The sequence below is a fragment of the Gilliamella sp. Occ4-3 genome (assembly GCF_001690675.1).
Classification (GTDB): domain Bacteria; phylum Pseudomonadota; class Gammaproteobacteria; order Enterobacterales; family Orbaceae; genus Gilliamella; species Gilliamella bombi.
The window spans coordinates 11,613-33,510 of record NZ_LZHR01000003.1 but is presented as its reverse complement, the minus strand read 5'-3'; the positions used below and the strand labels follow the sequence as shown (position 1 = coordinate 33,510).

Annotated in this window: 18 protein-coding genes; 13 read left to right on the top strand and 5 right to left on the bottom strand. The window is 34.5% G+C overall.

Annotated elements, in window-relative coordinates; all coding sequences use genetic code 11:
• Positions 1–221 precede the first annotated feature (221 nt).
• The 5 genes from A9G44_RS00285 to A9G44_RS00265 all read left to right on the top strand — a co-directional run bounded on the left by A9G44_RS00285 (position 222) and on the right by A9G44_RS00265 (position 5,271).
• On the top strand, positions 222–2,504 hold the full coding sequence (locus tag A9G44_RS00285) for a DNA internalization-related competence protein ComEC/Rec2 (RefSeq protein ID WP_081298197.1): 2,283 nt from the start codon (positions 222–224) through the stop codon (positions 2,502–2,504).
• 92 nt (positions 2,505–2,596) lie between these two features.
• Entirely contained in the window at positions 2,597–3,610 is a 1,014-nt protein-coding gene (gene lpxK / locus A9G44_RS00280; RefSeq protein WP_065608801.1) for a tetraacyldisaccharide 4'-kinase, read from the top strand.
• Positions 3,607–3,792 carry a Trm112 family protein gene (locus A9G44_RS00275; protein WP_065608800.1) on the top strand — a complete coding sequence of 62 codons (186 nt, stop codon included), beginning with the start codon at positions 3,607–3,609 and terminating at the stop codon, positions 3,790–3,792. The genes lpxK and A9G44_RS00275 overlap by 4 nt, the downstream gene beginning before the upstream one ends.
• An 18-nt stretch (positions 3,793–3,810) precedes the next feature.
• The gene (gene kdsB / locus A9G44_RS00270; protein ID WP_065589246.1) at positions 3,811–4,575 is read left to right on the top strand and encodes a 3-deoxy-manno-octulosonate cytidylyltransferase; all 765 of its coding nucleotides are present in this window, start codon (positions 3,811–3,813) and stop codon (positions 4,573–4,575) included.
• Between the two features lie 3 nt (positions 4,576–4,578).
• Positions 4,579–5,271 (top strand): DUF2461 domain-containing protein, encoded by a 693-nt coding sequence (locus A9G44_RS00265; protein WP_065608799.1) that lies wholly within the window; start codon positions 4,579–4,581, stop codon positions 5,269–5,271.
• Positions 5,272–5,293: 22 nt separating this feature from the next.
• On the opposite strand, the gene A9G44_RS00260 is transcribed toward A9G44_RS00265, so the two are convergent.
• Positions 5,294–5,956 (bottom strand): MarC family NAAT transporter, encoded by a 663-nt coding sequence (locus A9G44_RS00260; RefSeq protein WP_034912908.1) that lies wholly within the window; start codon positions 5,954–5,956, stop codon positions 5,294–5,296.
• A gap of 275 nt (positions 5,957–6,231) precedes the next feature.
• Positions 6,232–6,750 carry a single-stranded DNA-binding protein gene (locus A9G44_RS00255; protein ID WP_065608798.1) on the bottom strand — a complete coding sequence of 173 codons (519 nt, stop codon included), beginning with the start codon at positions 6,748–6,750 and terminating at the stop codon, positions 6,232–6,234.
• Between the two features lie 216 nt (positions 6,751–6,966).
• Here A9G44_RS00255 and corA point away from each other — a divergent pair, with 216 nt between their 5' ends.
• From corA to A9G44_RS00235, 4 genes are all read left to right on the top strand, one after another.
• Positions 6,967–7,908 carry a magnesium/cobalt transporter CorA gene (gene corA, locus A9G44_RS00250; RefSeq protein ID WP_034912903.1) on the top strand — a complete coding sequence of 314 codons (942 nt, stop codon included), beginning with the start codon at positions 6,967–6,969 and terminating at the stop codon, positions 7,906–7,908.
• A 187-nt stretch (positions 7,909–8,095) separates the two neighbouring features.
• Positions 8,096–9,058, top strand: a complete 963-nt coding sequence (locus A9G44_RS00245; protein WP_065608797.1) for a glucokinase — start codon at positions 8,096–8,098, stop codon at positions 9,056–9,058.
• 25 nt (positions 9,059–9,083) lie between these two features.
• The gene (locus A9G44_RS00240; protein WP_081296761.1) at positions 9,084–9,332 is read left to right on the top strand and encodes a YcgL domain-containing protein; all 249 of its coding nucleotides are present in this window, start codon (positions 9,084–9,086) and stop codon (positions 9,330–9,332) included.
• The gene (locus A9G44_RS00235; RefSeq protein WP_034912894.1) at positions 9,329–9,751 is read left to right on the top strand and encodes a YcgN family cysteine cluster protein; all 423 of its coding nucleotides are present in this window, start codon (positions 9,329–9,331) and stop codon (positions 9,749–9,751) included. The genes A9G44_RS00240 and A9G44_RS00235 overlap by 4 nt, the downstream gene beginning before the upstream one ends.
• 33 nt (positions 9,752–9,784) lie before the next feature.
• Here A9G44_RS00235 and A9G44_RS00230 read toward each other — a convergent pair whose 3' ends face one another.
• Positions 9,785–10,342 carry a YggT family protein gene (locus A9G44_RS00230; protein ID WP_034912890.1) on the bottom strand — a complete coding sequence of 186 codons (558 nt, stop codon included), beginning with the start codon at positions 10,340–10,342 and terminating at the stop codon, positions 9,785–9,787.
• A gap of 36 nt (positions 10,343–10,378) precedes the next feature.
• Positions 10,379–11,080 carry a YggS family pyridoxal phosphate-dependent enzyme gene (locus A9G44_RS00225; protein WP_065608796.1) on the bottom strand — a complete coding sequence of 234 codons (702 nt, stop codon included), beginning with the start codon at positions 11,078–11,080 and terminating at the stop codon, positions 10,379–10,381.
• Positions 11,081–11,117: 37 nt separating this feature from the next.
• On the opposite strand from A9G44_RS00225, the gene A9G44_RS00220 reads away from it, so the two are divergent.
• Positions 11,118–12,059, top strand: coding sequence for a type IV pilus twitching motility protein PilT (locus A9G44_RS00220; protein WP_065608795.1), 942 nt, complete (start codon positions 11,118–11,120; stop codon positions 12,057–12,059).
• A 421-nt stretch (positions 12,060–12,480) separates the two neighbouring features.
• Positions 12,481–14,082, top strand: a complete 1,602-nt coding sequence (locus tag A9G44_RS00215; protein ID WP_065608794.1) for a hypothetical protein — start codon at positions 12,481–12,483, stop codon at positions 14,080–14,082.
• A 404-nt stretch (positions 14,083–14,486) separates the two neighbouring features.
• Here A9G44_RS00215 and A9G44_RS13375 read toward each other — a convergent pair whose 3' ends face one another.
• On the bottom strand, positions 14,487–14,636 hold the full coding sequence (locus A9G44_RS13375; protein ID WP_179854765.1) for a hypothetical protein: 150 nt from the start codon (positions 14,634–14,636) through the stop codon (positions 14,487–14,489).
• Positions 14,637–14,940: 304 nt separating this feature from the next.
• On the opposite strand from A9G44_RS13375, the gene A9G44_RS00205 reads away from it, so the two are divergent.
• A complete protein-coding gene (locus A9G44_RS00205; protein WP_065608793.1) occupies positions 14,941–16,020 on the top strand; it encodes a hypothetical protein in 1,080 nt (359 codons plus the stop codon).
• Positions 16,021–16,731: 711 nt separating this feature from the next.
• Positions 16,732–21,888: an alpha-2-macroglobulin family protein gene (locus A9G44_RS00200; protein WP_065608792.1), complete on the top strand. Its 5,157-nt coding sequence runs from the start codon at positions 16,732–16,734 to the stop codon at positions 21,886–21,888.
• The last annotated feature ends 10 nt before the right edge of the window (positions 21,889–21,898 follow it).

The following is a 21,898-nucleotide window of genomic DNA, read 5'->3' as shown; positions in this document are numbered from 1 at the left end:
AACCAGTCAACGTTATGCTGATTTAAGTCGTTAAATCCCTCTTTTAAAATATGCAATATTCCGAATAATTTCAGTAAATTTCATTAAGATTGATAATTAAAATGGAACAAAGATCGAAAAAATCTACATCAATTATTTTTTTATGATATCAAGTGATAGGCTTATATTGTTCAATATAAAGATGGTAAGTATTAGTGCAGAAAATTTGTTCTTTGGATTTAATGGCTATCATGTTTTCATTAGGTTGTTTACCATTACTCTTTTTGCCCCATTTATTGTCTGATCTATATTGGTGTTTACTTGCTTTTATCTTGTTTTTAATTGTGTTAATCGTTCCTGTTAATTTTCGTTGGTATTTATCTGTTTTTGTTGCATTTAGTTTAGGTTTTTTGTGGTCAACTGCTTATTCTAAGCAATATTTATCCAACATTTCTCCTTATATAGATAAAACGCTAGTTGTTCACGCCAAAGTGGTTAATATCAATACTCATCAGGCAGCAATGGTCAACGGACCTTATTACATGCCATTTTCTATTTTTTCCATTTCAGATGTTACGCTTGCAAAGGATGTTCCGATTTCGGTTTACTGGGATAGGTTAGATCACCCTAAATCTGGGGAAATTTGGCAATTGACACTAAAAACAAAAGTTGTACATGGATACTTAAATGATGGAGGCTTTGATAGCCAACGCTTTTCGATAGCAAACCGTAGCTTATTATCGGCTAAATTGGTTGATGCCAAGTTATTAAATAATAAATCTGACTTAAGACAATATATTACTGATTTGGCTCTACCTTATATCGATTTATTTAGTTATAAAGGTATTTTGCTAGCCCTTGCTTTTGGTGATCGTTCTCAATTAGATGACGAGCATCGTATGGTAATGATGCAAACAGGTATTGCTCATTTAATGGCTATATCTGGTATGCATATTTTAGTTGTTTATGGACTTAGTTGCTTTTTGGCTAAAGCTATACTGTTTTTTATTCCAAAGCGTTTTATCTATTTTTTTGTACCAATTATAATAGGGTGGTTATGTGCATTTTTTTATGCATGGTTAACAGGTTTTAATCCGCCTACTTTGCGAGCTATGGTTGCTTTGTCAATTTGGATCTATTTTCGTTATAAAAAATATAAAATAAGTTCATGGCAAAAAATCAATCGGATCATTGCGTTGTTATTATTATTTGATCCATTGATGATTTTATCTGAAAGTTTTTGGTTATCTTGCTATGCAGTAATAACTTTAATTTTTTTGCATGATTGGGCGCCGCTTTCCAAAGCAGTAAGGCATAAAAAACGTTGGTATATAATTAGGATACTACATTTGCAGTGTGGGTTAACCTTATTGCTGCTTCCAATTCAGTTTTTTGTTTTTCAAGGTGTTAGTGGAGTTTCGATTTTAACAAATCTAATTGCAATTCCTGTTATTTCATTAGTTACATTTCCTACCATTTTATTGGCGTTAATATTTAGTATTTTTGATTGTTTTTCTATTGCCTTATGGTTTTGGCTAATTGCTGATAAATCTCTAGAATGGCTATTTTTGAGTTTAAATTGGCTTAATCAATTATGGATTAACATCCCTTCAGATTTTTATTTATTAGGTCTTTTAGGTTGGTTAACTGTAGTGATAATCCGTACAGGTGTTTGGCAACGCTTTAGCATTACTTTGCTAGTAATTTTGATGATACTGGTTACCCCTTTTTTTAAACAGCAAAACTATCGTTGGCGGTTAGACATGTTAGATGTAGGTCATGGATTAGCTATCGTTATCCATGATGGTAAGTCTGCAATTTTGTATGATACAGGAGCTAAGTGGGAAAAAAGTTCCGCTATGGAAAGGGTTATTATTCCTTTTCTACAATGGCATAATTTGAATGTACAAGGTATTATTATTAGTCATCAACATAATGATCATGTTGGCGGTTTGAAATTAATTCAACTTATTTATCCTGAGGCATGGTTAATGAGTTCGTCTTCTGACTTTAATAATGATTATCAATGCTTAGCCGGTAATAGTGTTATTTGGAATGATCTGACGTTTAATGTGCTGTGGCCTAATCAGCTAGTTAGCGATACTCAAAATAAGGATTCCTGTGTGGTACAAGTTACCGATGGACGTTTTTCTGTATTGTTAACTGGAGATCTAGAACGTAATCAGGAATATCAGTTAGTTACTAAATATCGAAATCAGCTAACGTCTACTATTTTACAAATCCCCCATCATGGTAGTAGAACATCGTCAAGTTATACATTTTTAAATCATGTTAAACCAGTAAAGTCTTTGGCGTCTACATCTCGTTATAATCCTTGGAAACTCCCCTCCAATAAGGTAATGGCAAAGTATAAAGATTTACAATTAGACTATTATGTTACTGCTAGAACAGGTCAAATAAGTCTTTTTTTTGATAAACAAACATGGAAGCTAAAAACTATGCGAGGTGAAATTAAACCTAGATGGTATCATGATTGGTTTGGTAGTTTACCAAATTATGAGTAAAATAGGCTATCGTTTGCTATAGGCAACTATAATAATTGTTATATTGAGATATAAAACAATTTTACTAAATGTAATTGAGTGATGTTAAAGTTATGATTGAAAAATTGTGGTATGGTAAAAATCGTTTATTTTGGTTATTCATACCATTTTCTTTATTATATGGTTTGATTGCTATTTTCCGTCGCTTTTTATATCAAGTTGGTATTTTAAAATCTTGGCGATCTCCCGTACCTGTTATTGTTATTGGCAACTTATCTGTTGGCGGTAACGGTAAAACGCCACTAGTTATTAGTTTAATTGAATCGTTAAAACAAAAAGGCTTACAGGTTGGAGTTGTTTCACGAGGATATGGAGGAAAGGCTGATAACTATCCGCTTATTTTAGATAATACCACTACAACTGAACAAGCAGGTGATGAACCTGTGCTTATTTATCAACGTACTAATGTACCTATTGCTGTCTCACCTTATCGCTCTGAGGCTGTTCAAGCGTTATTAAAGCAGTACCAAATAGATGTTATTTTGACTGATGATGGTTTACAACATTATGCTTTAGCGCGTGATATTGAAGTGGTTGTGATTGATGGAAAGCGCCTATTCGGTAATGGATGGTGGATGCCAGCAGGACCCATGCGAGAGCGTGAAAGTCGGTTAAAATCGGTTGATCTTATCGTCATTAATGGTGATAGCGTAAATAATTTAGCGCAGCAGTATCCTAATAAAACCTTTACTATGCAATTAATGCCATTGTATGCAGTGAATTTACTTTCTCAAGAAAAAAGAGCGTTATCTTCGTTGTCAAATATATGCGCTATTGCAGGTATTAGTAATCCAAAACGTTTTTTTGATATGTTAGGTAAAATGCAAGTGGATGTGGTCGAAACCGTTTCTTTTGCCGATCATCAAAAATTTACTTTACCGTTGTTAAATAATGTTGCACGTAATAAACAAACACTTTTAATGACTGAAAAAGATGCAGTTAAATGTAGACAATTTGCTCAACAAAATTGGTGGTATCTGCCCATCGATGCGGTAATACCTGTGCAAGTTATTGATCAAATCTGTTTATTACTAGCTGAGACTAAATCCCAAGAGAAGAAAAAATGAAAGATATCCTATTAAACGCACTTGCTTGTCCTAAATGCCATGGTCAATTGCAATATAATGCTACTAATCAGCAGTTAATTTGTCATGCAGATAATTTAGTTTATACAGTTAAAGATAATATTCCGGTGCTGCTAGAATGTGAAGCTAAACCACTTAACCAATCTGAATGTATTCAAGAATAAATAATAAGGTCTTTAATTATGAACTTTTCGGTTATTATTCCCGCTAGGTATGCATCGAGCCGTTTACCTGGTAAGCCACTAGCGGATATTCATGGTAAACCAATGATTGTTCGTGTGATGGAGCAAGCAAAAAAATCATCAGCCAATCGAGTGATTATTGCCACAGATCATCAACAAGTTTATGAGGTAGTCAAGGAGTATGGTGGTGAAGTCATTCTGACAAGTGATAAGCATAATTCTGGTACAGAAAGACTGGCAGAGGTGATAAATACTTATCAGTTTACTGATGATGAAGTTATTGTTAATGTACAAGGGGATGAACCTTTAATACCGCCAGTCATTATTAATCAAGTGGCTGAAAATTTAGTGCAATATAAAACAGGAATGGCAACGTTAGCTGTGCCAATTGATTCTGTTGAAGAAGCATTTAATACTGGTGCGGTTAAAGTTGTGACAGATAAAGATGGTTATGCGCTTTATTTTTCTCGTGCAACCATTCCTTGGGAACGCGATCGTTTTGCGAAATCAGCTGAACAGTTAAAACCATCGAGTATCGGTGATTTTTATCTCCGCCATATTGGTATTTATGCTTACCGTGCTGGCTTTATTCGCCAATATATTAAATGGGCACCATCAACGCTTGAACAAATTGAAATGTTAGAGCAATTAAGAGTACTTTGGTACGGTGAAAAAATTCATGTCGCTGTGGCAAAACAACCTCCTGCAATTGGTGTCGACACTTTCGAAGATTTAGAAAAAGTAAGAGCGTTATTTAAGGAGTAAGCAATGGCAAACTTTACTGGCTTTAGCCAAGCTGGACTTAATTTTTTACAAGACGCTTGGATTAAAAACAGCAAACCGTGGTTTGAAGAGCATCGTGCTATTTATGATAACGATTTAGTTAAACCGTTTAGGCTTTTGGTTGAACAATTAACACCAGAGATGCTCAAAATTGATGAGTGGTTTGAAACTCGTCCTGCTATTGGTAAAACGATTTCACGTATACATCGAGATACTCGTTTTTCAAATGATAAATCACTTTATCGTAGCCGATTATGGTTGACATTTAAACGACCAAATAAAGATTGGAAAGAAGCGCCCGCTTACTTTTTTGAAATTAGCCCAAGCAGTTATCAATATGGGCTAGGCTATTATTGTTCATCAAAACAAACGATGGATATCTTTCGAGACGAGATTCTTAACGATACTAAGAAATTTTTAGCAATGACACGTTGCGTCAAAAAACCATTTGAGCTTGTTGGTGAAAGTTATAAACGCCCATTAATTAAAGAGCAGGACAAAAAAGTTGCAACTTGGTATAACCGTAAAAATATTGCGGTTATGGTGACAAGTAATCATATTGAGGATGTATTAAATAGCGATTTACCTGATAAACTGGTTAAAGGTTTTAAACAATTAGTTCCGCTTTATGATTATTTAATACGGGTAGAAATGATTAAAAACATACCAACTCTTTAGCTTTGTTAGTTGATTTCTAATATTAAATATTAGGAAAATTCAATACAATTTCTTTAATGCCATTAATTATGAATTGAGTTCCAACACAAACTAATAAAAAGCCCATAATTCTTGAAGTGGCTTCAATGCCACTTTTCCCCATAAAGCGCATTATGCTACCTGCACTGCGCATACAAAACCAAAGAATAATACATAACAATAAAGGCACTAATATCGAAGCAGTATAAACAACCCAAGTTGAAACGTTATAGCCACCACTTTTTACTGTTGATGACATGCTTATTATCATTGCTATAGTTCCGGGGCCTGCTGTACTTGGCATGGCGAGAGGAACAAAAGCGATATTATTTGAGATCTCTTTCTTTTTTGCATCTGCTTCAAGAGTTTTGTGTGATGGTTGTTGTGGAAATAACATTCTAAAGCCAATAACACCAACAATCATGCCACCAGCAATGCGTAATCCGGGAATCGATATGCCAAATGTGCTCATTACTAGTTGCCCACAATAAAACGATACAACCATAATTATAAACACATAAATACAGGTCAATTTTGATTGGTAATTCCGCTCTTCATTGGTCATATCGCCCGATAGACCTAATAACAGTACCACAGTGGTTAAAGGATTCGTTAAAGGAATAAATAAAATTAAACCAAAGCCGACAGTTTGTATAAGTTCCAACATAGATTTATTTTAAATCCGACAAAATTTGCAGCTAAGTATAATTGAAATAAACAGAAAATGATATATGGAGGTAGTTGTAATTCGGTATCGGATTTTATTACCATGTTTGAAAAAATTGTAGGTACTACACTGATAATTTTAGGTCTAATATTAATAGAAATAATGTCAAGCCTGAATAATTTTTATGAATTAGTAGATAAAATGTGATATCGAATTAAGGTTTGAAAGGAGTAATGTTCGACTCCTTTCATAAAATCAAATTGAACTTTTAATACTTAAAATGGAATATCATCATCGAAATCCATTGGTGGTTCTGGAGTCGCCGCAGGCTGTGCAGGTGTATTTTGTGTTAGAGGGCGAGAAGGAGCCACTGGTGCAGATGAAGAATTATTAGCACTTTGTCCCCAATTTTGTGATCCATCGCCCATGTTTTCACCACTATTGCGTGTTCCTAGAATTTGCAAAGTACCGCCAATAGGGTTAACTACAACTTCAGTTGTGTAACGATCTTGCCCTGATTGATCTTGCCATTTTCGAGTTTGTAATTGCCCTTCAATATAAATTTGGGAACCTTTTTTTAAGTATTCGCCAGCAATTTCAGCTAATTTACCGAATATAACAACGCGATGCCATTCAGTACGTTCACGGTATTCATTGGTTTGTTTATCTTTCCATGATTCTGATGTTGCAATGCTAATATTCGCAACTGCATTACCGTTAGACATATAACGAACTTCGGGATCTTGACCTAAATTACCAACTAAAATAACTTTATTTATTCCTCTATTGGCCATTATTAACTCCTAAACATGACATAAGTATTTTAAGCTACATATTGTAACATGAGACTGTAGTAATATCAGCGAATTTAATTTAATAATGGAATTTTTCTCCCATTTTATAAAGATTAGAAAGATTGGTTTAAACATAGGAATTTGCTGTCATAGCGAGTATAATGCTAGACATTTGTTAATGTGATGTTCTAAAAGATTTTTCCTATAGGAGGCCTTATGATTAATGCGTTTGGATTGAAAAACAAACAATTAGTAAAAATTAATGAAGGCGATATAAATAATGCAACTTGGATTGATTTAATTGAGCCAGAAGAAGCCGATCGAGATTTTGTTTTAACACATTTAGGACAAAACTTAGCAACAAGTATTGAACTTGACGATATTGAAGCGTCAGCTCGTTTTTTTGAAGATAACGAAGGTTTACATGTCCACTCTTTCTTTTTTTATGAAGATGCAGAAGATCGTGCGGGCAACTCAACAGTAGCTTTTACAGTGCATAATGGTCGTTTGTTTACGCTACGTGAGCGAGATTTACCAGCATTTCGTTTGTATCGCATGCGATCGCGCTACCAAGGAATGAACGATGGAAATCCTTATGAAGTATTACTTGATTTATTTGAAGTTAAAGTTGAGCAGTTAGCAGATCAAATTGAAAATATCTACAGTGAACTCGAAGAATTAAGTTTAATTATTATGGATCGCTCAGCTCAAGAGCATTACGATGAAGCTATTACCTCGTTGGCAGAACTTGAAGATACCGCGTGGAAAGTTCGCCTTTGTTTGATGGATAGCCAACGTGCGGTTAACTATTTAGTTCGTCGAGCTAAAATGCCAGTAGATCAATTAGAACAAGCTCGTGAAGTTATTCGCGATATTGAATCGCTTGTTCCACATAATGAGTCATTATTCCAAAAAGTAAACTTTTTAATGCAAGCTGCAACCAGTTTTATCAATATTGAACAGAGTCGAATTATCAAAATTTTCTCGGTTGTATCTGTTGTGTTTTTACCCCCAACGGTAGTTGCTTCAGCTTATGGTATGAATTTTGAATTTATGCCAGAATTAAAATGGGAATATGGTTATCCGTTTTCATTACTATTAATGTTGCTAGCAGGTGTTGCTCCTTATATTTATTTTAAACTTAAAAAGTGGTTGTAGATTTATTGATTTAAATTGAGTTTTTATTCGATAGTTTTTTAATATATTAGATGAAATTCTTATCGTACTAACTGCTTAGGATAATTTAATATAAATAATTATTAATATCAGCAATATACTTTCATCGATTGATGGGCAAACTTATTATTTTAACTAAAAAGAATTAATTTATCATAAAGGAAGTAACATGAATCAATATGCACTTGTCACCGATATTGGTGGAACTAATGCTCGATTTGCGCTTTATAATTTGGCTACAAATGAGTTATCAGCAATAACTAAAGTTCTTATTGCAAAGGATGATGTATTGCTAAAATTAATTAAGAATTACTTACAAGCTCAATCAGTTACTATAAAAATGGCTTGTATTGCAATTGCATGTCCGATTAATGATGAAGATATAATTAGCATGACAAACAATGATTTGTCGTTTTCACGATCTGAATTAGTTAAGGAACTTAATCTTGAAAAACTAGAAGTAATTAATGATTTTACAGCAGTATCAACTTCAATTCCTAAATTATCTAAACAAGATCTTGTTCAGATTGGTGGTGATGAACCTGATTTAGATTATCCAATTGCAATTTATGGTGCAGGTACAGGACTTGGAGTGTCACATTTAATTAAAGTAAATGGACGTTGGATTAGTTTGTCAGGAGAAGGGGGGCATACAGAGCTTCCAATGATAAGTGATGATGAAGACCGTATTTTAATGCAACTTCGCAAAAAATTTGGGCGTGTTTCTACTGAGCGGTTTTTATCAGGCAATGGTATTGTTAATATTTATCAAGCGTTGTTACAAATTAATAATCAACCAGTAATAGAGATTACACCCGACATTATTGTTGAGAAAGCGCTATCTAAAAGTTGTCCACTTTGCTTGCAAACTTTAACCTATTTTTGTACTTTTATGGGGCGTTTTGGTGGTAATTTGGCATTAACACTTAATACACAAGGTGGCGTTTATATTGCTGGTGGTATTGTGCCACGCTTTATCGAATTTTTTAAAACATCTCCATTTAGAGATGCTTTTGAACATAAAGGTCGTATGTCCTATTTAGTCAAAAAAATTCCTGTTTATGTAATAACACATGAAGATCCAGGCTTGTTTGGTGCAGGTGTTTATTTACAAAATTGTCTTAATAAATAGTATTAATGAGTAAAGGTTTTATTTTATGATGTGGTGTTATATTTACCGAAGTACCAAAAAAGAGAACTGCTATCTATATATGGAACATGAAAATGATTTTTCAACGATTCCTGAAAAAGTAATGTCTATTTTTGGTTCACCTGTTTTTGTCATGAAAGTATTACTTGACGGTAAACGAAAATTTGTAGTTGGTACCGCCACTGAAATAGAAGAAAAGATTAAAACTGATGGATTTTTCTTACAAATGCTAAAAGAAGATGATTTCAAAGTATGATTGAGCCATTTTGGGAATATAAGACATTAGCTCAGATGAGTGATGAAGAATGGGAACAGCTCTGTGATGGTTGTGGTCAGTGTTGCTTAAATAAATTGATGGACGAAGATACAGACGAGATCTTATATACTAATGTTGCTTGTAATTTGCTTGATTCCAATACTTGTCAATGTAAACATTATAATAGACGTTTTGATTATGAACCCGACTGTATCAAGTTGACTCGTGATAACCTCCTTACCATTGAATGGTTACCTTTAACCTGTACCTATCGTTATTTTTCTGAAACAGGACAATTGCCTCATTGGCATCCGCTTATTACGGGTAATAAAAAGCTTATGCATAAGCTGAAGATATCGGTTAAAAATCGGATTGTTTATGAAAAAGATGTGATTTGTTGGGAAGACCATATCATTTAAAATAGGGAGCTACAGCTCCCTTTTGATTTTAATCTAAAGCACAATCCATAAATAACCAAATACGTCAACAGCGAGCATATTTAAAAACATTAAAATAAATACAAAAATCATAAATGAGATATCAATCATTCCAAGCGGTGGCACAATACGGCGAATTGGTGCTATAAGTGGTTCAGTTAACTGAGCAAGTAATTCATCCGCGTTTGATTGTCCACGGCTAACCCAACTTAGAATTGCTCGAAATAGTAATAACCAGAATAATAAATGCCCAAATGCATGAGCTATGACAGCAATAGCATAAAGTAGGTATTTACTAGTCCAAATTGATTCATTAATCATTCCATAGTAGGAAATAAAAATAATTTTAATGACGGCAACAAAATATAAAAGAACCCATGTAGCGGTATCTATTTGTTTAATAGAAGGAATGACTTTGCGTAGTGGACCGATAACAGGTTGAGTTATTCGTACGATAAATTGGGTAAATGGGTTATAGAAATTTACACGCACACGCTGCATCCATAAACGCAAAATTAAAACATAGAGACATACCGTTAAGATGGTATTACCTAGAAAATAAAGCGATGTCATTTAAGACTCCTTAAAATAAACTATTCGGGCAATATATCACAAATACTGCCTTGCTCCAAAGATCGCTGTACCTATTCTAACCATAGTGCTACCAGCAACAATAGCAGCTTGCATGTCGCCACTCATGCCCATGGATAATGTATCCATAAATGGATAATCAGTTTGTAAAGAACGCAAAAGTTCGTGCATTTTGTTAAAGACGTTTAGTTGTTTGTCAAAATCATTTTCAATTTCAGGGATCGCCATTAATCCACGTAAATTTAAATTGGGTAGTGTTATAATTTGTTTTGCTAAATCAGCAACTTGTTCAGGATAAACCCCCGACTTGCTGGCTTCTTTACTAATATTAACTTGAATAAGTACATTTAAGTTTTCCATATTAGCTGGGCGCTGATCATTTAAACGTTGAGCAATTTTAAATCGATCAATGGTATGCATCCAATCAAAGTGTTCGGCGACTAATTTGCTTTTGTTCGATTGTAATGGACCAATAAAATGCCAAGTTAATAAAGTATTGGGGAGAGTTTGTTTAAAATACTGGATTTTTTCAACGCCTTCTTGAACATAGTTTTCACCAAAAGATAGTTGACCTGCATCTATCGCTTGTTTGATTAAGGTTACTGGTTTTGTTTTACTGACCGCAATAAGTTCTATTGTATTGGGATCTCGTTCGCATTTTTTTGCTATTTCTTGAATTGTGCTTTTTATAGTAAGTAAATTGTCACGTACTGTATTCATATTAATTCCCAATAAATAAACTAATAGGTAAAATATAATGTTAAAATCAATGTTGTCGCTTAGTGTAACGCAAAAAGCATCCGATTTGCACCTTTCAAGTGGTGAAGTTGCACGCATTCGCATTAATGGACAATTACAATGTGTATCAAACAAAAAGTTATCGCCGTTAGATTTAGAATCTGAACTATTAGCGTTACTTAATGAATCACAAAAATTACAATTACAGCAAGATAAACAAATTGATTTAGCCTATCAATCTCCTGAAATAGGCCGTTTTAGAGTCAATATTTTTTATCAACAGCGTGGTATTTCGGCAGTGTTTCGAATGATTAAAAAACAGATTCCAGATCTAGATGAAATAGGTGCGCCCGAGGTTTTTAAAAAGCTAATAACGCACGAAAGTGGTATTATTTTAGTGACAGGTGCTACAGGAAGTGGTAAATCAACGACGCTTGCATCATTAATTGAATATATTAACTCAACTCAATCCAAACACATTATTACTTTAGAAGACCCCATTGAGTTTATTTATCATAATCAACATTCATTAATTCAACAAAGAGAGCTTACAAATTTTGACTACGCACTTGATAGCCTTTTAAGGCAAGATCCTGACATAATATTGCTTGGGGAATTGCGTAATAAAAAATCTATCCAAACTGCATTAACAGTAGCAGAAACAGGGCATTTAGTTTTTGCTACGTTACATACATGCTCTGCTATTCAAAGTATTAATCGTATTATTGATGTATTTGATGAAAGTTCGCGTAACTTTATTCGCACACAATTATCAAATAATTTAAGAGCAATTATCAGTCAAAAGCTAATATTAACAAAAAATGGGCGTAAAGCGTTGTTTGAAGTGCTTATTAATACTCCTGCTGTCAGTAATTTAATTAATGAAGGCAAAATTAAACAAATTATTTCCCTTATGCAGACGGGACGACAACATGGTATGCAAATTATTACGGATCAATAATTACTGAAATTGAAATCATGTTTAATCATAAACTAATATTATTTATTTACCTGTGACTACAAGCGAATGGCAAAGCGGAAAGAGTGATACAAACTTTGAATTGAGATATGACATAATCAGCAAATATTTAGCGATTTCAGGGAAAATGCCTTATGATTTTTTAGCGGATTATTTTAACCATGAAGTGTAAACAACTCGGCGTTTTCCTGAAATTATCAAAGTTTAAAGCAATTAAAATCAACCCAAAAGCTTAATTGTAAAAAACGTTTACAAATGTTTACAAATCTTTACAAAAAAAATTTCATAAAAGTAGTCAAATTTTTTTTTAATAGCTATACTTTAATAATTGAAAAACCTCAAAAGATTGAGTGTTAGTAATTGAAATTAGAGTAAAATAAAAAAAATCTGACAGAGGGATATTATGTCAAACTGTTTTAAATCTCAGCAAATTGATATCTTAACTTTACAGTGTTATCGAGCTACCCATATTTTTACGTTTATCTCATTTATATTCTCGACATTGCCTAAAAAATTATTACCTGATTTAATGCGAAATTTAGTATCAAACGTTATATTTTTAGCTTCATTACTATTGTACTCTTTTGGTTCACAAGCATTAACATCTTATTCTGCCAATGCTATTCAAGGATCTGCACCATATTTTACGGTCGATGGTGGGCAAACTAAGATAACTTCGTCTGATGGGTTATTAGGGATTCGGTTATCTGACGGTACAATAATTACACCTTCAACTAATGATTCAACCTCTGCAAATCCAATTGTGTTACCTAAGAGTGGGGAACGTTTTACTGATATTAGTATGTTTGTTCCACTATCAAAAAATTCTAGCGAGCTAAATATACCGTTAAACACACTTGTTACAGAACCATATAACTATTGGGGTGATGATGATGGTGATGGTCAAGTTTCAGCAACTGGCGAAATATCAGTAAAAATTACTGATAAAAATAATCGAGCTGTTAATCGTAGTGAAGTATTAACGATATGTCATGCACCTTATAAAGTAGTATTAAGTAATACTGATAGCACATTAAAAACAAAATATGGCACACCTGACCATATTATGGTTAGTGCTGCCACCACATCGTATTACATTAACCCAAAAGACTCACCAGCTGTTTGCTATGCCAGGGCAGGGTTTATGTATGGTGGTCGAGGATATGTAGCTGATGAATTTCATCGCGGTCCAGCAAATATATGGGATCCAGATAGAGGCTTTCTTACCCAAACGGCTACCCCTGAATCATACGCTCGTAATTTTCCAACGACGGGTGGTGATAATGTGTATTTTTATTTAGAAATTGGAGGAATAGACGAAAAAGAGCTAACTTGGTCTTCAGTTACAAAAGAAGGAATAACGGCGACAATAGAATTAGTGCCGCCAGATGATCGTGCTAATAACCAGTTTGACCGTAAAGGGGGAACACGAGTTACTTTAAAGGGCCCAACTGTGGAATGGGATGACATGATTAGTTTTCCTAATCGAATATACAAACCAAATTTACCACAAACATTTGAATTAGTGGGCGAAGATAACCATGGTAATAAAGTAAAATACGGGTTTGTATTGCAAAAATGGTTTGTAGCTAGAAGCAGCTTACCGCATTATGGTGAGAAGGCGCCTATCGATACGTGGTGTAGTCGTTTAGGAGATTATCGTGCGGTAAAAATAGAGGATCTGACCAATGCAAAATGTGGTGTTATAGATATAAATAATCTTCCTTATGTTCATTTTCCGTGTATAGATGGGGTGGATGGTGCGATGCCTTTCTCAAATGGAAATTATTACCAACGTCAAATAGGTGCCGGTTTTTTTACAGAGTGGGGAAATTATAGTAACTACCCGATGTCTAAGTTTAGCTCTAACGGTCACTATATAGGTTATAGTAAGAATAAGGATTATATGTTTTTAATTTACGGGGATAGTGGCATAGTGAATGTTATGGAACCTTATAATGGAGAAGATATTAGCAATTATCCAGGGTTATGTGTTACCCCTTAACCTTTTAATCTGTAAGTGGAATTATAGTATTAAACAAAAATAACTCTAATAAAAAAAACAAAGCCCTAACTGTAAGGTTGGGCTTGATTTATATTTATACTTTTTTAAATAATTATGTAACGATTACCTAAAATAGTGTAACAAAAACTATAAAACTTTTATGATAAAAATAAAAGATAAATAGAAAAGTAGCTGAACATCAATTGCATCATATATTTAAATAAGGTAGGTATTTAGGTTGGCTAAATGGTTGTGCCATTCCAAAAATTGACATAGTTTTGTTATGCTATAATGATATCGATTTGCTTTTAGGGTAGCAAGTTTCGTTCTATTATCAGTGTTGCTTGCTTTAGAATATCGTTTTCCATATGGAGTTGTTTAAGCTCTTTGCGCAAAACGATTAACTATTGTTTTTGTTGAGTGCGATTATCTTTTGTTTTAAATGAGCCACTTTTGTTTGCTTGCGTTATCCAACGATCTCGTGTTGATGGAGTCAAATCATATTCTGTAACGATTTCACTATGTGTTTTACCATGTTGATAAAGACTGACCATTTAGTGTTTAAAATCATCTATGAATGTTCGTCTTTTGCGTTTAATCTTATTCATATTTGTTCCTTTTTTAGTTGTGATAAGTTTACCTTACTCCTTAAAAAAGTTGTATGAATTAGTGTAGCCTATCCAAACAACTCAGTGCTTTTCTAAGATTTACATTTTTTCACAAAAAATACGCCAAAAAACTAGCCAACAATTTTTAAAATGGTTATACTTTCATCGTTATAGAAAATATGCTTATTAAATAAGCAAATAATTATAAAAAAATAAATAAAACAAATAATTACTTGACAGGCGAACCATAATGCATTATCATTTTAGGCACAAGCACTGGCAAACCTATGTCTTAAATTTATCAAATAATCCTATTCGACGAGTTTTTACACAAAACTTATTTATATCTTCGAAATTATCGCTCAAATCACCTAAAACAGCTTTGCTAGTATTAGCTCTGTTATTATTGTCATCTTCATGGAATGTACAGGCGAATGGTAAAAAAGCTCGAGCGGGTAATCGTAGTGATGCAATAATAATACCGTCGGCAGTTATCAATTATGTAAGGCCAAATCTATTTTGGGGTAATGGTAAATACGCAGGTCCAGCTGACATATGGAATCAGAATAAAGGCTTTTTAGTTCAATCAGTCAATCCTGAATCATATAATCAAAATTTCCCGACCACGGGTGCATATAATTTATATTTTGATTTACTCATAACAGGAATAGAACCAGAAGAATTGACATGGGAACCAGTCACGCATGAGGGAATTACTGCAACAGTGACAAATGTTGTAGCTCGTGAATGGTGGATTCCTTATGAGGACTTGGGACAAGTTGTAGCTCGCGTTAAGCTAACAGGTCCAGAGGCAAGAAATCAATGGGATAATCCGAATCCTAGACGAATTACTGTACCAAGGTTACCGCAGACGTTTGAGTTAGTGGGTAGGGATAGAGATGGCGTTGAAGTAGTAAAATATGGATTTGTATTAAGGCAATGGTTCGTCAGTCGGTGGCAAGATCTGTGGGGGGATATATTTTCTAATCAAACAAAATGGTGTAATAGTTTGAGTTATCGCCTTCCGCAGGTAAGAGATTTAACCAATGCAAAGTGTGGTATGTACACGAGTTTCCCCTGTATAAATGGCATAGATAATGTCACGTCATCATCATCTGATAACATTCACCAACGAAGAATAGGTAATGGATTTTTTACTGAGTGGGGCCCCATAACCTATTATGCTGATGCGGGATTCGCCAACACCTACTTTTGGACGAGTGATGTGGGAGCATACAGAGGTGATCAGTTCCTTGTTAGCTCGGGCGGTGGCAACGTCATCAGCAGCGGTGCCTCCTACCGTTACTATACTGTTTGCACCGCGCCTTAGTTTTTAGCGTTTATTTCTTAATCATTAGGACGCAGAAGGTGCTTATGGTGTGAGAGGATAATCTAACAAAAGAATAAAGCCACGGCGCAAGTTGGGCGCTGAGCAGGCAAAGCTAGCACTTTAATGACTAAAAGCCAAAACAACGCCCGACCAATACAATTTTAAAGCTTGTGTATTTGTTATTAACTAGCTGTTATTAACAAGTTTTTATTAATAGCCATTATCAAATAACAAAAGTGCTTTTCTTATTTCTTAAAAAGCCAAATTCAACGTAATAAAAAACTAGCTTATAAGTGTATGATTCTATTTAAAAATAATAATAAAAACCTTAATAAAATCAATAGTCTACCTGAACAATTTTGAGCAAAATAAACGCCCACAATATTGCCATAATATCGTAAAGTTCATATGCCTGCTTTATCCTAGTACCAAAAAGTGCCCTCAACTAAGCTAGGTTGTTAGTACGATAATTAGGGATTGATAAATTGGGTTTTATTAGGTAAATAGAGGTTAGTACAAATTTGAATATCTTACAAGGCGAATATTATGGATAATATGAGTAACTTTAAGTCGGCTACATTTTTCAGCCAATCCACTATAACTATTCTTACTAAACACCCTTTGCTAAAAGGTCGAAGGTAGTACATAATATGTGGTTAAAATTTAGATAAAAATAATTAGTAATAAGAATTATTGTTTATGGGGTGGAAAATGGGGTTAGTAAAGCATTTAGTTGTATTTAGCCTGCTGTTAGCATTAGCTGGTTGTGATAATAAAGACGCTGAACAAAACACACGCGCTGAACAGGCAGAAACGCAATCAGAAACAAAAGTTATTGATAATAATACAACCGCTGATATTAGCAATCCTAGTGATGACAACGATATCGTACAAGATGAATCGTCAAAACTAGCCTTTAACCCCACACCAGAATTAGTTGAAAAATATCACGGTAAAGAATTAACTGTTATTGATAGTTCAGAGGTCATTATTGATGGTTCAAGTACTTTAGTTATTACCTTTTCGGTTCCTTTAAATCCTAAACTCAATTTTTCTAATTTGCTTCGTTTAGTTGATCGCCAAACGGGTAATGTTGACGGAGCTTGGGAGTTGTCGGATAACGGATTAGAATTAAGACATCGCTATCTTGAACCAAATCGTCAATTAGATCTCACCATTGATAAGATGTTAGCTGCAATTAATGGCAACAGCTTAAAAGAAGTCTACCAAGCAGAAATTAAAACTCAAGATCGCCTGCCGATGGTGGGATTTGCTAGTAATGGTTTTTTGTTGCCAAGCAAATCAATGACAGGTTTACCTGTTACTACGCTTAATGTTAATAAAATTGATGTTAATTTCTTTAAAATTAAACCTGAACAGTTATCTGATTTTATCGCTGATTATGGTTTTATTAACCAAGTGTCAGCTTGGAATTCAAAGAATATTAATAAATTTGCTGATTTAGTTTATACGTCTCGGTTTGATCTTAATCCTAAGCGTAATTCGCAAGAAACCGTATTACTTAACTTATCATCCATTCCGCAACTTCAGCAAGAAGGGATTTATTTAGCTGTTATGAATCAAGCAGGAAGTTACGATTATACAAATCCTGCATCGCTATTTTCGATCAGTAATATAGGTGTTGCGGTTCATGCTTACAACAATGGTAAATTATCTGTTATTACCCATGGACTTGACAATGGAAAACCATTTGCTGATGTAAATATATCGATTTTATGTAACAAAAGTATTCGAGATAGTAATAAAAACTGTACCACTATTTCGGCTAAAACTGATGCTACAGGTTATGCTGAAGTCACTTTGCCAAAAGATATGGATTATGCACTACTTACGGCAAGTGATGGTAATCAAATTTCTTTGGTGAATTTGGATCGTAGCGCATTAAATTTAAGTGAATATAATTTAACGGGGTCTACTTTTTATCAAAAACAACTATTTGCTTTTGGGCCTCGTGATTTGTATCGCCCACAAGAGACGGTCTATTTTAATGCACTTTTGCGTAATGCTGATGGTAAGCCATTGCCTTTGCAACCAATTGTGGTTGATGTTATGTCACCCGATAATCAAGTTGTTGAGAATTTTACTGTCGATGCTAAAGCAAAATCTAACGGTTTATATCAATGGCAATATGTTATTCCAGCTAATGCAGCAACGGGTAAATGGGCATTTCGTTTTAATTTAGGCGACGATAATTACCGTTATGTGTGGTTCCGTGTGGAAGAATTTTTACCAGAGCGTATGGCAATGGAAATTACGACCGCATCCAATAAGCCTATTACGCTTGATAAACGTGTCAATTTTGATGTTAAAGGTTGGTATCTTTATGGTGCTCCAGCAGCAGGAAATAATTTAGAAGGTAATATTTATCTTAAAAAAATTGATTCAATACCTGAACTTGCTGATTATAAAATTGGTAATGTGACTGACAATAGTATAGGTAGACAACTTGATAATATTGAGACGACATTAGATAAAAATGGTAATGCACAAGTTGGAATTGATACTAGCGATTGGGGTAAGTTGAGTTCTCCTATTAAACTTATTTTGCAAGCCAGTTTACTTGATTCAGGAGGACGCCCTGTTACTCGTTATGCCAGCCAAATTATTTGGCCAAATCAGCAAATGCCTGCTGTGCGTGCACTATTTTCTCAATCACCTTATTATGATTGGTCATTAGATAAATATGAAACTAGTCCGACAGTTGATAAAGGTGCTAATGCTGAATTTGAAGTGGCTTATGTTAACACTGATGGGCAAAAGCTGGCTGCTAGTCATTTAAAGGCAAGAATTATTCGTGAACGTCATAATTATTATTGGACTTGGTCTGAACATACTGGGTGGTATCAAGCATACAATTCAAGTGAGTTCGTTGTGCAAGAGCAACCGCTGTCTATCGCTGCTAATGGTACAGCTAAAGTGAGTTACCAAACGGATGATTATGGCTTTTATCGTATTGAAATTGTTGATACTAAAAATAATATTATCAGTAGTTTACGTTTTAGAAGTGGTTATAATTGGGAAGATAATACCAATGGCACCAATGCTGTTCGTCCAGATCAGGTTAAATTAAGCCTGGATAAAACTGCCTATTCGGTTGGTGATACTGCTAAAATACATGTACAAGCTCCAGTAGCAGGCTCGGGTTATATTTCACTTGAAACCAATGATGGTATATTATGGAAAAAAGATATCACTGTTGGTGAAAACGGTCTTGATGTTGAAATTCCAATCCAAGATTGGAGACGCCATGATATTTATATTAGTGCGATGATTATTCGCCCATCAACTGACGCTGCAGTTCAGACAATTAAACGAGCAATTGGGTTACTTTATTTACCAATTGACACTTCAAATCGTCAATTAAACTTGAGCATTGAAGCACCTACGAAGACAGAGCCTGAAAAAACTATTCCAATAAAGGTCAAAATAGATAAAAGTGCAATCCAAAAGGATCATAAGGTTTCAGTATTGGTTTCGGCTGTTGATTCAGGTGTTTTGAACATTACTAATTTTGCAACACCTGATCCTTATAGCGCATTTTTGGGTCGTAAACGTTATGAAGTTGATCTTTATGATGTGTATGGCAAATTAATTGAAGGTAAAGGACGCAATTTGAATGTGAGCTTTGGTGGTGATGCTATGCTTGGTGAATCTGGCCCAGGCGGTAAAAAACCATTAAACGAAGTTAAAATTGTGGCTCAACAATTGCAAACTATTGATCTTAATGATGACGGTGAAGGTTTTGTTGACCTTGCTTTGCCTAATTTTAATGGCGAATTACGCATAATGGCTCAAGCATGGGATGATAGCCGTTATGGTAAAGCGGAACAAGCCATGATAGTTGCATCGCCAGTCGTTGCTGAGCTATCTACACCTCGCTTTTTATCGGGTGGTGATCAGGCTACCTTGGCACTAGATCTAAATAATCTAACCGAAAAAACACAAACAATGCAGGTCAATGTTTTGACGGATGGTTTGATTCATCAAAATGCAGTTGAGTCTACGAAAGTTACACTTGATAGCAAGCAAAGACAGATTATTCAAGTGCCAGTTGTTGCTGATTATGGTTATGGACAAGGTACGGTGACAATTAATGTCACAGGAATTTTATTGGAGGATGGCTCAAATTATCAGATCAAGCGATCGTGGATGGTCGGTGTTAGACCAGCTTATGCCGTTACCAATAAATATTATGCAGCAGCAATCAATGGTGGTGAAAGTTGGGTTTTACCTGAAGATAGTATAGCTGAGATGATTGAAAACACGGTTGATGGTAAATTAATTGTATCAAATCAGTCTCCGCTTAATATTGCTCAGTATATTAAAGAGTTATTTGCTTATCCATATGGTTGTTTAGAACAGACTATTAGTGGTTTAATGCCATCATTATATGCAAACCAAGACCAACTTGCAGCTTTGGGAATTAAAACCGAATCGGATAAAGAGCGACGCGAAAAAGTGCAACTAGGTATTTCGCGAATTTTATCAATGCAACGTAATAATGGTAGTTTTGGTTTATGGAGCAAAGACAGTGCCGAGGAATATTGGTTAACGGTGTATGCAACTGATTTTTTAATCCAAGCAAGTGAGCGTGGTTATAATGTCAATAATAAAGCGCTTGATGCCGCAATTACCCGCATTAGCCAATATACTTATGATGCCAATGCATTTAATGGGTTACAAAGCTACTATGATAATTCACAAGCAAGCAATTATACGCAATTTGCAACTAAAGCTTATGCTTTAGCTGTGTTGGCAAGGCAAAATAAAATCACAGTGCCTATGCGTAATGAAATTAATCGGATGTATCAACAGATCACTGAAAGTGATTTTAAAGTATTGTCACCATTACCAGTTGCTCAGTTAGCGCTTTCCGCCAAGCTGGCTGGTTTTGATAATATCTATAATAATTTGATGCCTCGAGTATTTACAACAAGTTATGATAATCGCTATTCTTGGTTAGGCGAATATGGTAGTGCTATTCGTGATAATGCATTAGTTTTATCTTTATTGGTAGAAAATAATTTAAGTGTTGATAAGCAAGCTGATTATTTAATTCAGTTATCTGATTTGCTTAATGATACTCGTTATTTTTCAACTCAGGAACTTAACGCATTATTTGTGGCTGGCTGGTCATTAGAACAACATAAATCTTCACATAAATTTAATGTGGTGATCAACGAGCAGTCAAATGAGGTTGATTCGACTTTATCACGCTCTTTTGATTTTGCTAATTTAGCCAATAGATTAACGATTTCTAATCCAGAAAATGCACAACCACTTTATATTAAATTCACCGTTTCAGGCTATGGCAAGAAAGCGCCTGCACCAACGAGTGATGAAAATGTTTTAACTATCAATCGTTCCTATTACGATTTGAAAGGTAACAAAATTCAACCTGATCACTTGAAAGTGGGTGATTTAGTGGTGGTATTATTGGATGTTAGAGCACATAAAGAAGTCGTTCACGATGCGTTAATTGTTGATTTTTTACCTGCTGGACTTGAGTTAGAAAATCAAAATCTCACAAATAGTAGTGTGAGTCTACAGGCAATACCGGAAATTGCCAATTTGTTGAAAGATGAAGATAGCAATGATATTAAATATCAAGAATTCCGTGATGATAGATATGTTGCAGCTGTTGATATTAATCACTATGTGAGCGATGGTACTTATCGATCGCAGGTTGCTTATTTGGCTAGAGCTGTGACGGCTGGTAATTATATGATTCCATACCCTTATGTTGAATCTATGTATCGCCCCGATCGGTTTGCAATTGGTCAATCAATTGACTTAATGTCTATTGTTGAGCGCAATGTCGAGCCCAATGAATCTAAACAACAATAACGAGTATGTA

Coding starts and splice junctions, on each gene's coding strand:
- A9G44_RS00265 (WP_065608799.1), top strand. CDS start 4,579: ATGGCAAACTTTACTGGCTTTAGCCAAGCTGGACTTAATTTTTTACAA.
- A9G44_RS00205 (WP_065608793.1), top strand. CDS start 14,941: ATGCATTATCATTTTAGGCACAAGCACTGGCAAACCTATGTCTTAAAT.
- A9G44_RS00275 (WP_065608800.1), top strand. CDS start 3,607: ATGAAAGATATCCTATTAAACGCACTTGCTTGTCCTAAATGCCATGGT.
- corA (WP_034912903.1), top strand. CDS start 6,967: ATGATTAATGCGTTTGGATTGAAAAACAAACAATTAGTAAAAATTAAT.
- A9G44_RS00235 (WP_034912894.1), top strand. CDS start 9,329: ATGATTGAGCCATTTTGGGAATATAAGACATTAGCTCAGATGAGTGAT.
- A9G44_RS00225 (WP_065608796.1), bottom strand. CDS start 11,080: ATGAATACAGTACGTGACAATTTACTTACTATAAAAAGCACAATTCAA.
- lpxK (WP_065608801.1), top strand. CDS start 2,597: ATGATTGAAAAATTGTGGTATGGTAAAAATCGTTTATTTTGGTTATTC.
- A9G44_RS00245 (WP_065608797.1), top strand. CDS start 8,096: ATGAATCAATATGCACTTGTCACCGATATTGGTGGAACTAATGCTCGA.
- A9G44_RS00200 (WP_065608792.1), top strand. CDS start 16,732: ATGGGGTTAGTAAAGCATTTAGTTGTATTTAGCCTGCTGTTAGCATTA.
- kdsB (WP_065589246.1), top strand. CDS start 3,811: ATGAACTTTTCGGTTATTATTCCCGCTAGGTATGCATCGAGCCGTTTA.
- A9G44_RS00215 (WP_065608794.1), top strand. CDS start 12,481: ATGTCAAACTGTTTTAAATCTCAGCAAATTGATATCTTAACTTTACAG.
- A9G44_RS00220 (WP_065608795.1), top strand. CDS start 11,118: ATGTTAAAATCAATGTTGTCGCTTAGTGTAACGCAAAAAGCATCCGAT.
- A9G44_RS00240 (WP_081296761.1), top strand. CDS start 9,084: ATGATGTGGTGTTATATTTACCGAAGTACCAAAAAAGAGAACTGCTAT.
- A9G44_RS00255 (WP_065608798.1), bottom strand. CDS start 6,750: ATGGCCAATAGAGGAATAAATAAAGTTATTTTAGTTGGTAATTTAGGT.
- A9G44_RS00285 (WP_081298197.1), top strand. CDS start 222: ATGGCTATCATGTTTTCATTAGGTTGTTTACCATTACTCTTTTTGCCC.
- A9G44_RS00230 (WP_034912890.1), bottom strand. CDS start 10,342: ATGACATCGCTTTATTTTCTAGGTAATACCATCTTAACGGTATGTCTC.
- A9G44_RS13375 (WP_179854765.1), bottom strand. CDS start 14,636: ATGGTCAGTCTTTATCAACATGGTAAAACACATAGTGAAATCGTTACA.
- A9G44_RS00260 (WP_034912908.1), bottom strand. CDS start 5,956: ATGTTGGAACTTATACAAACTGTCGGCTTTGGTTTAATTTTATTTATT.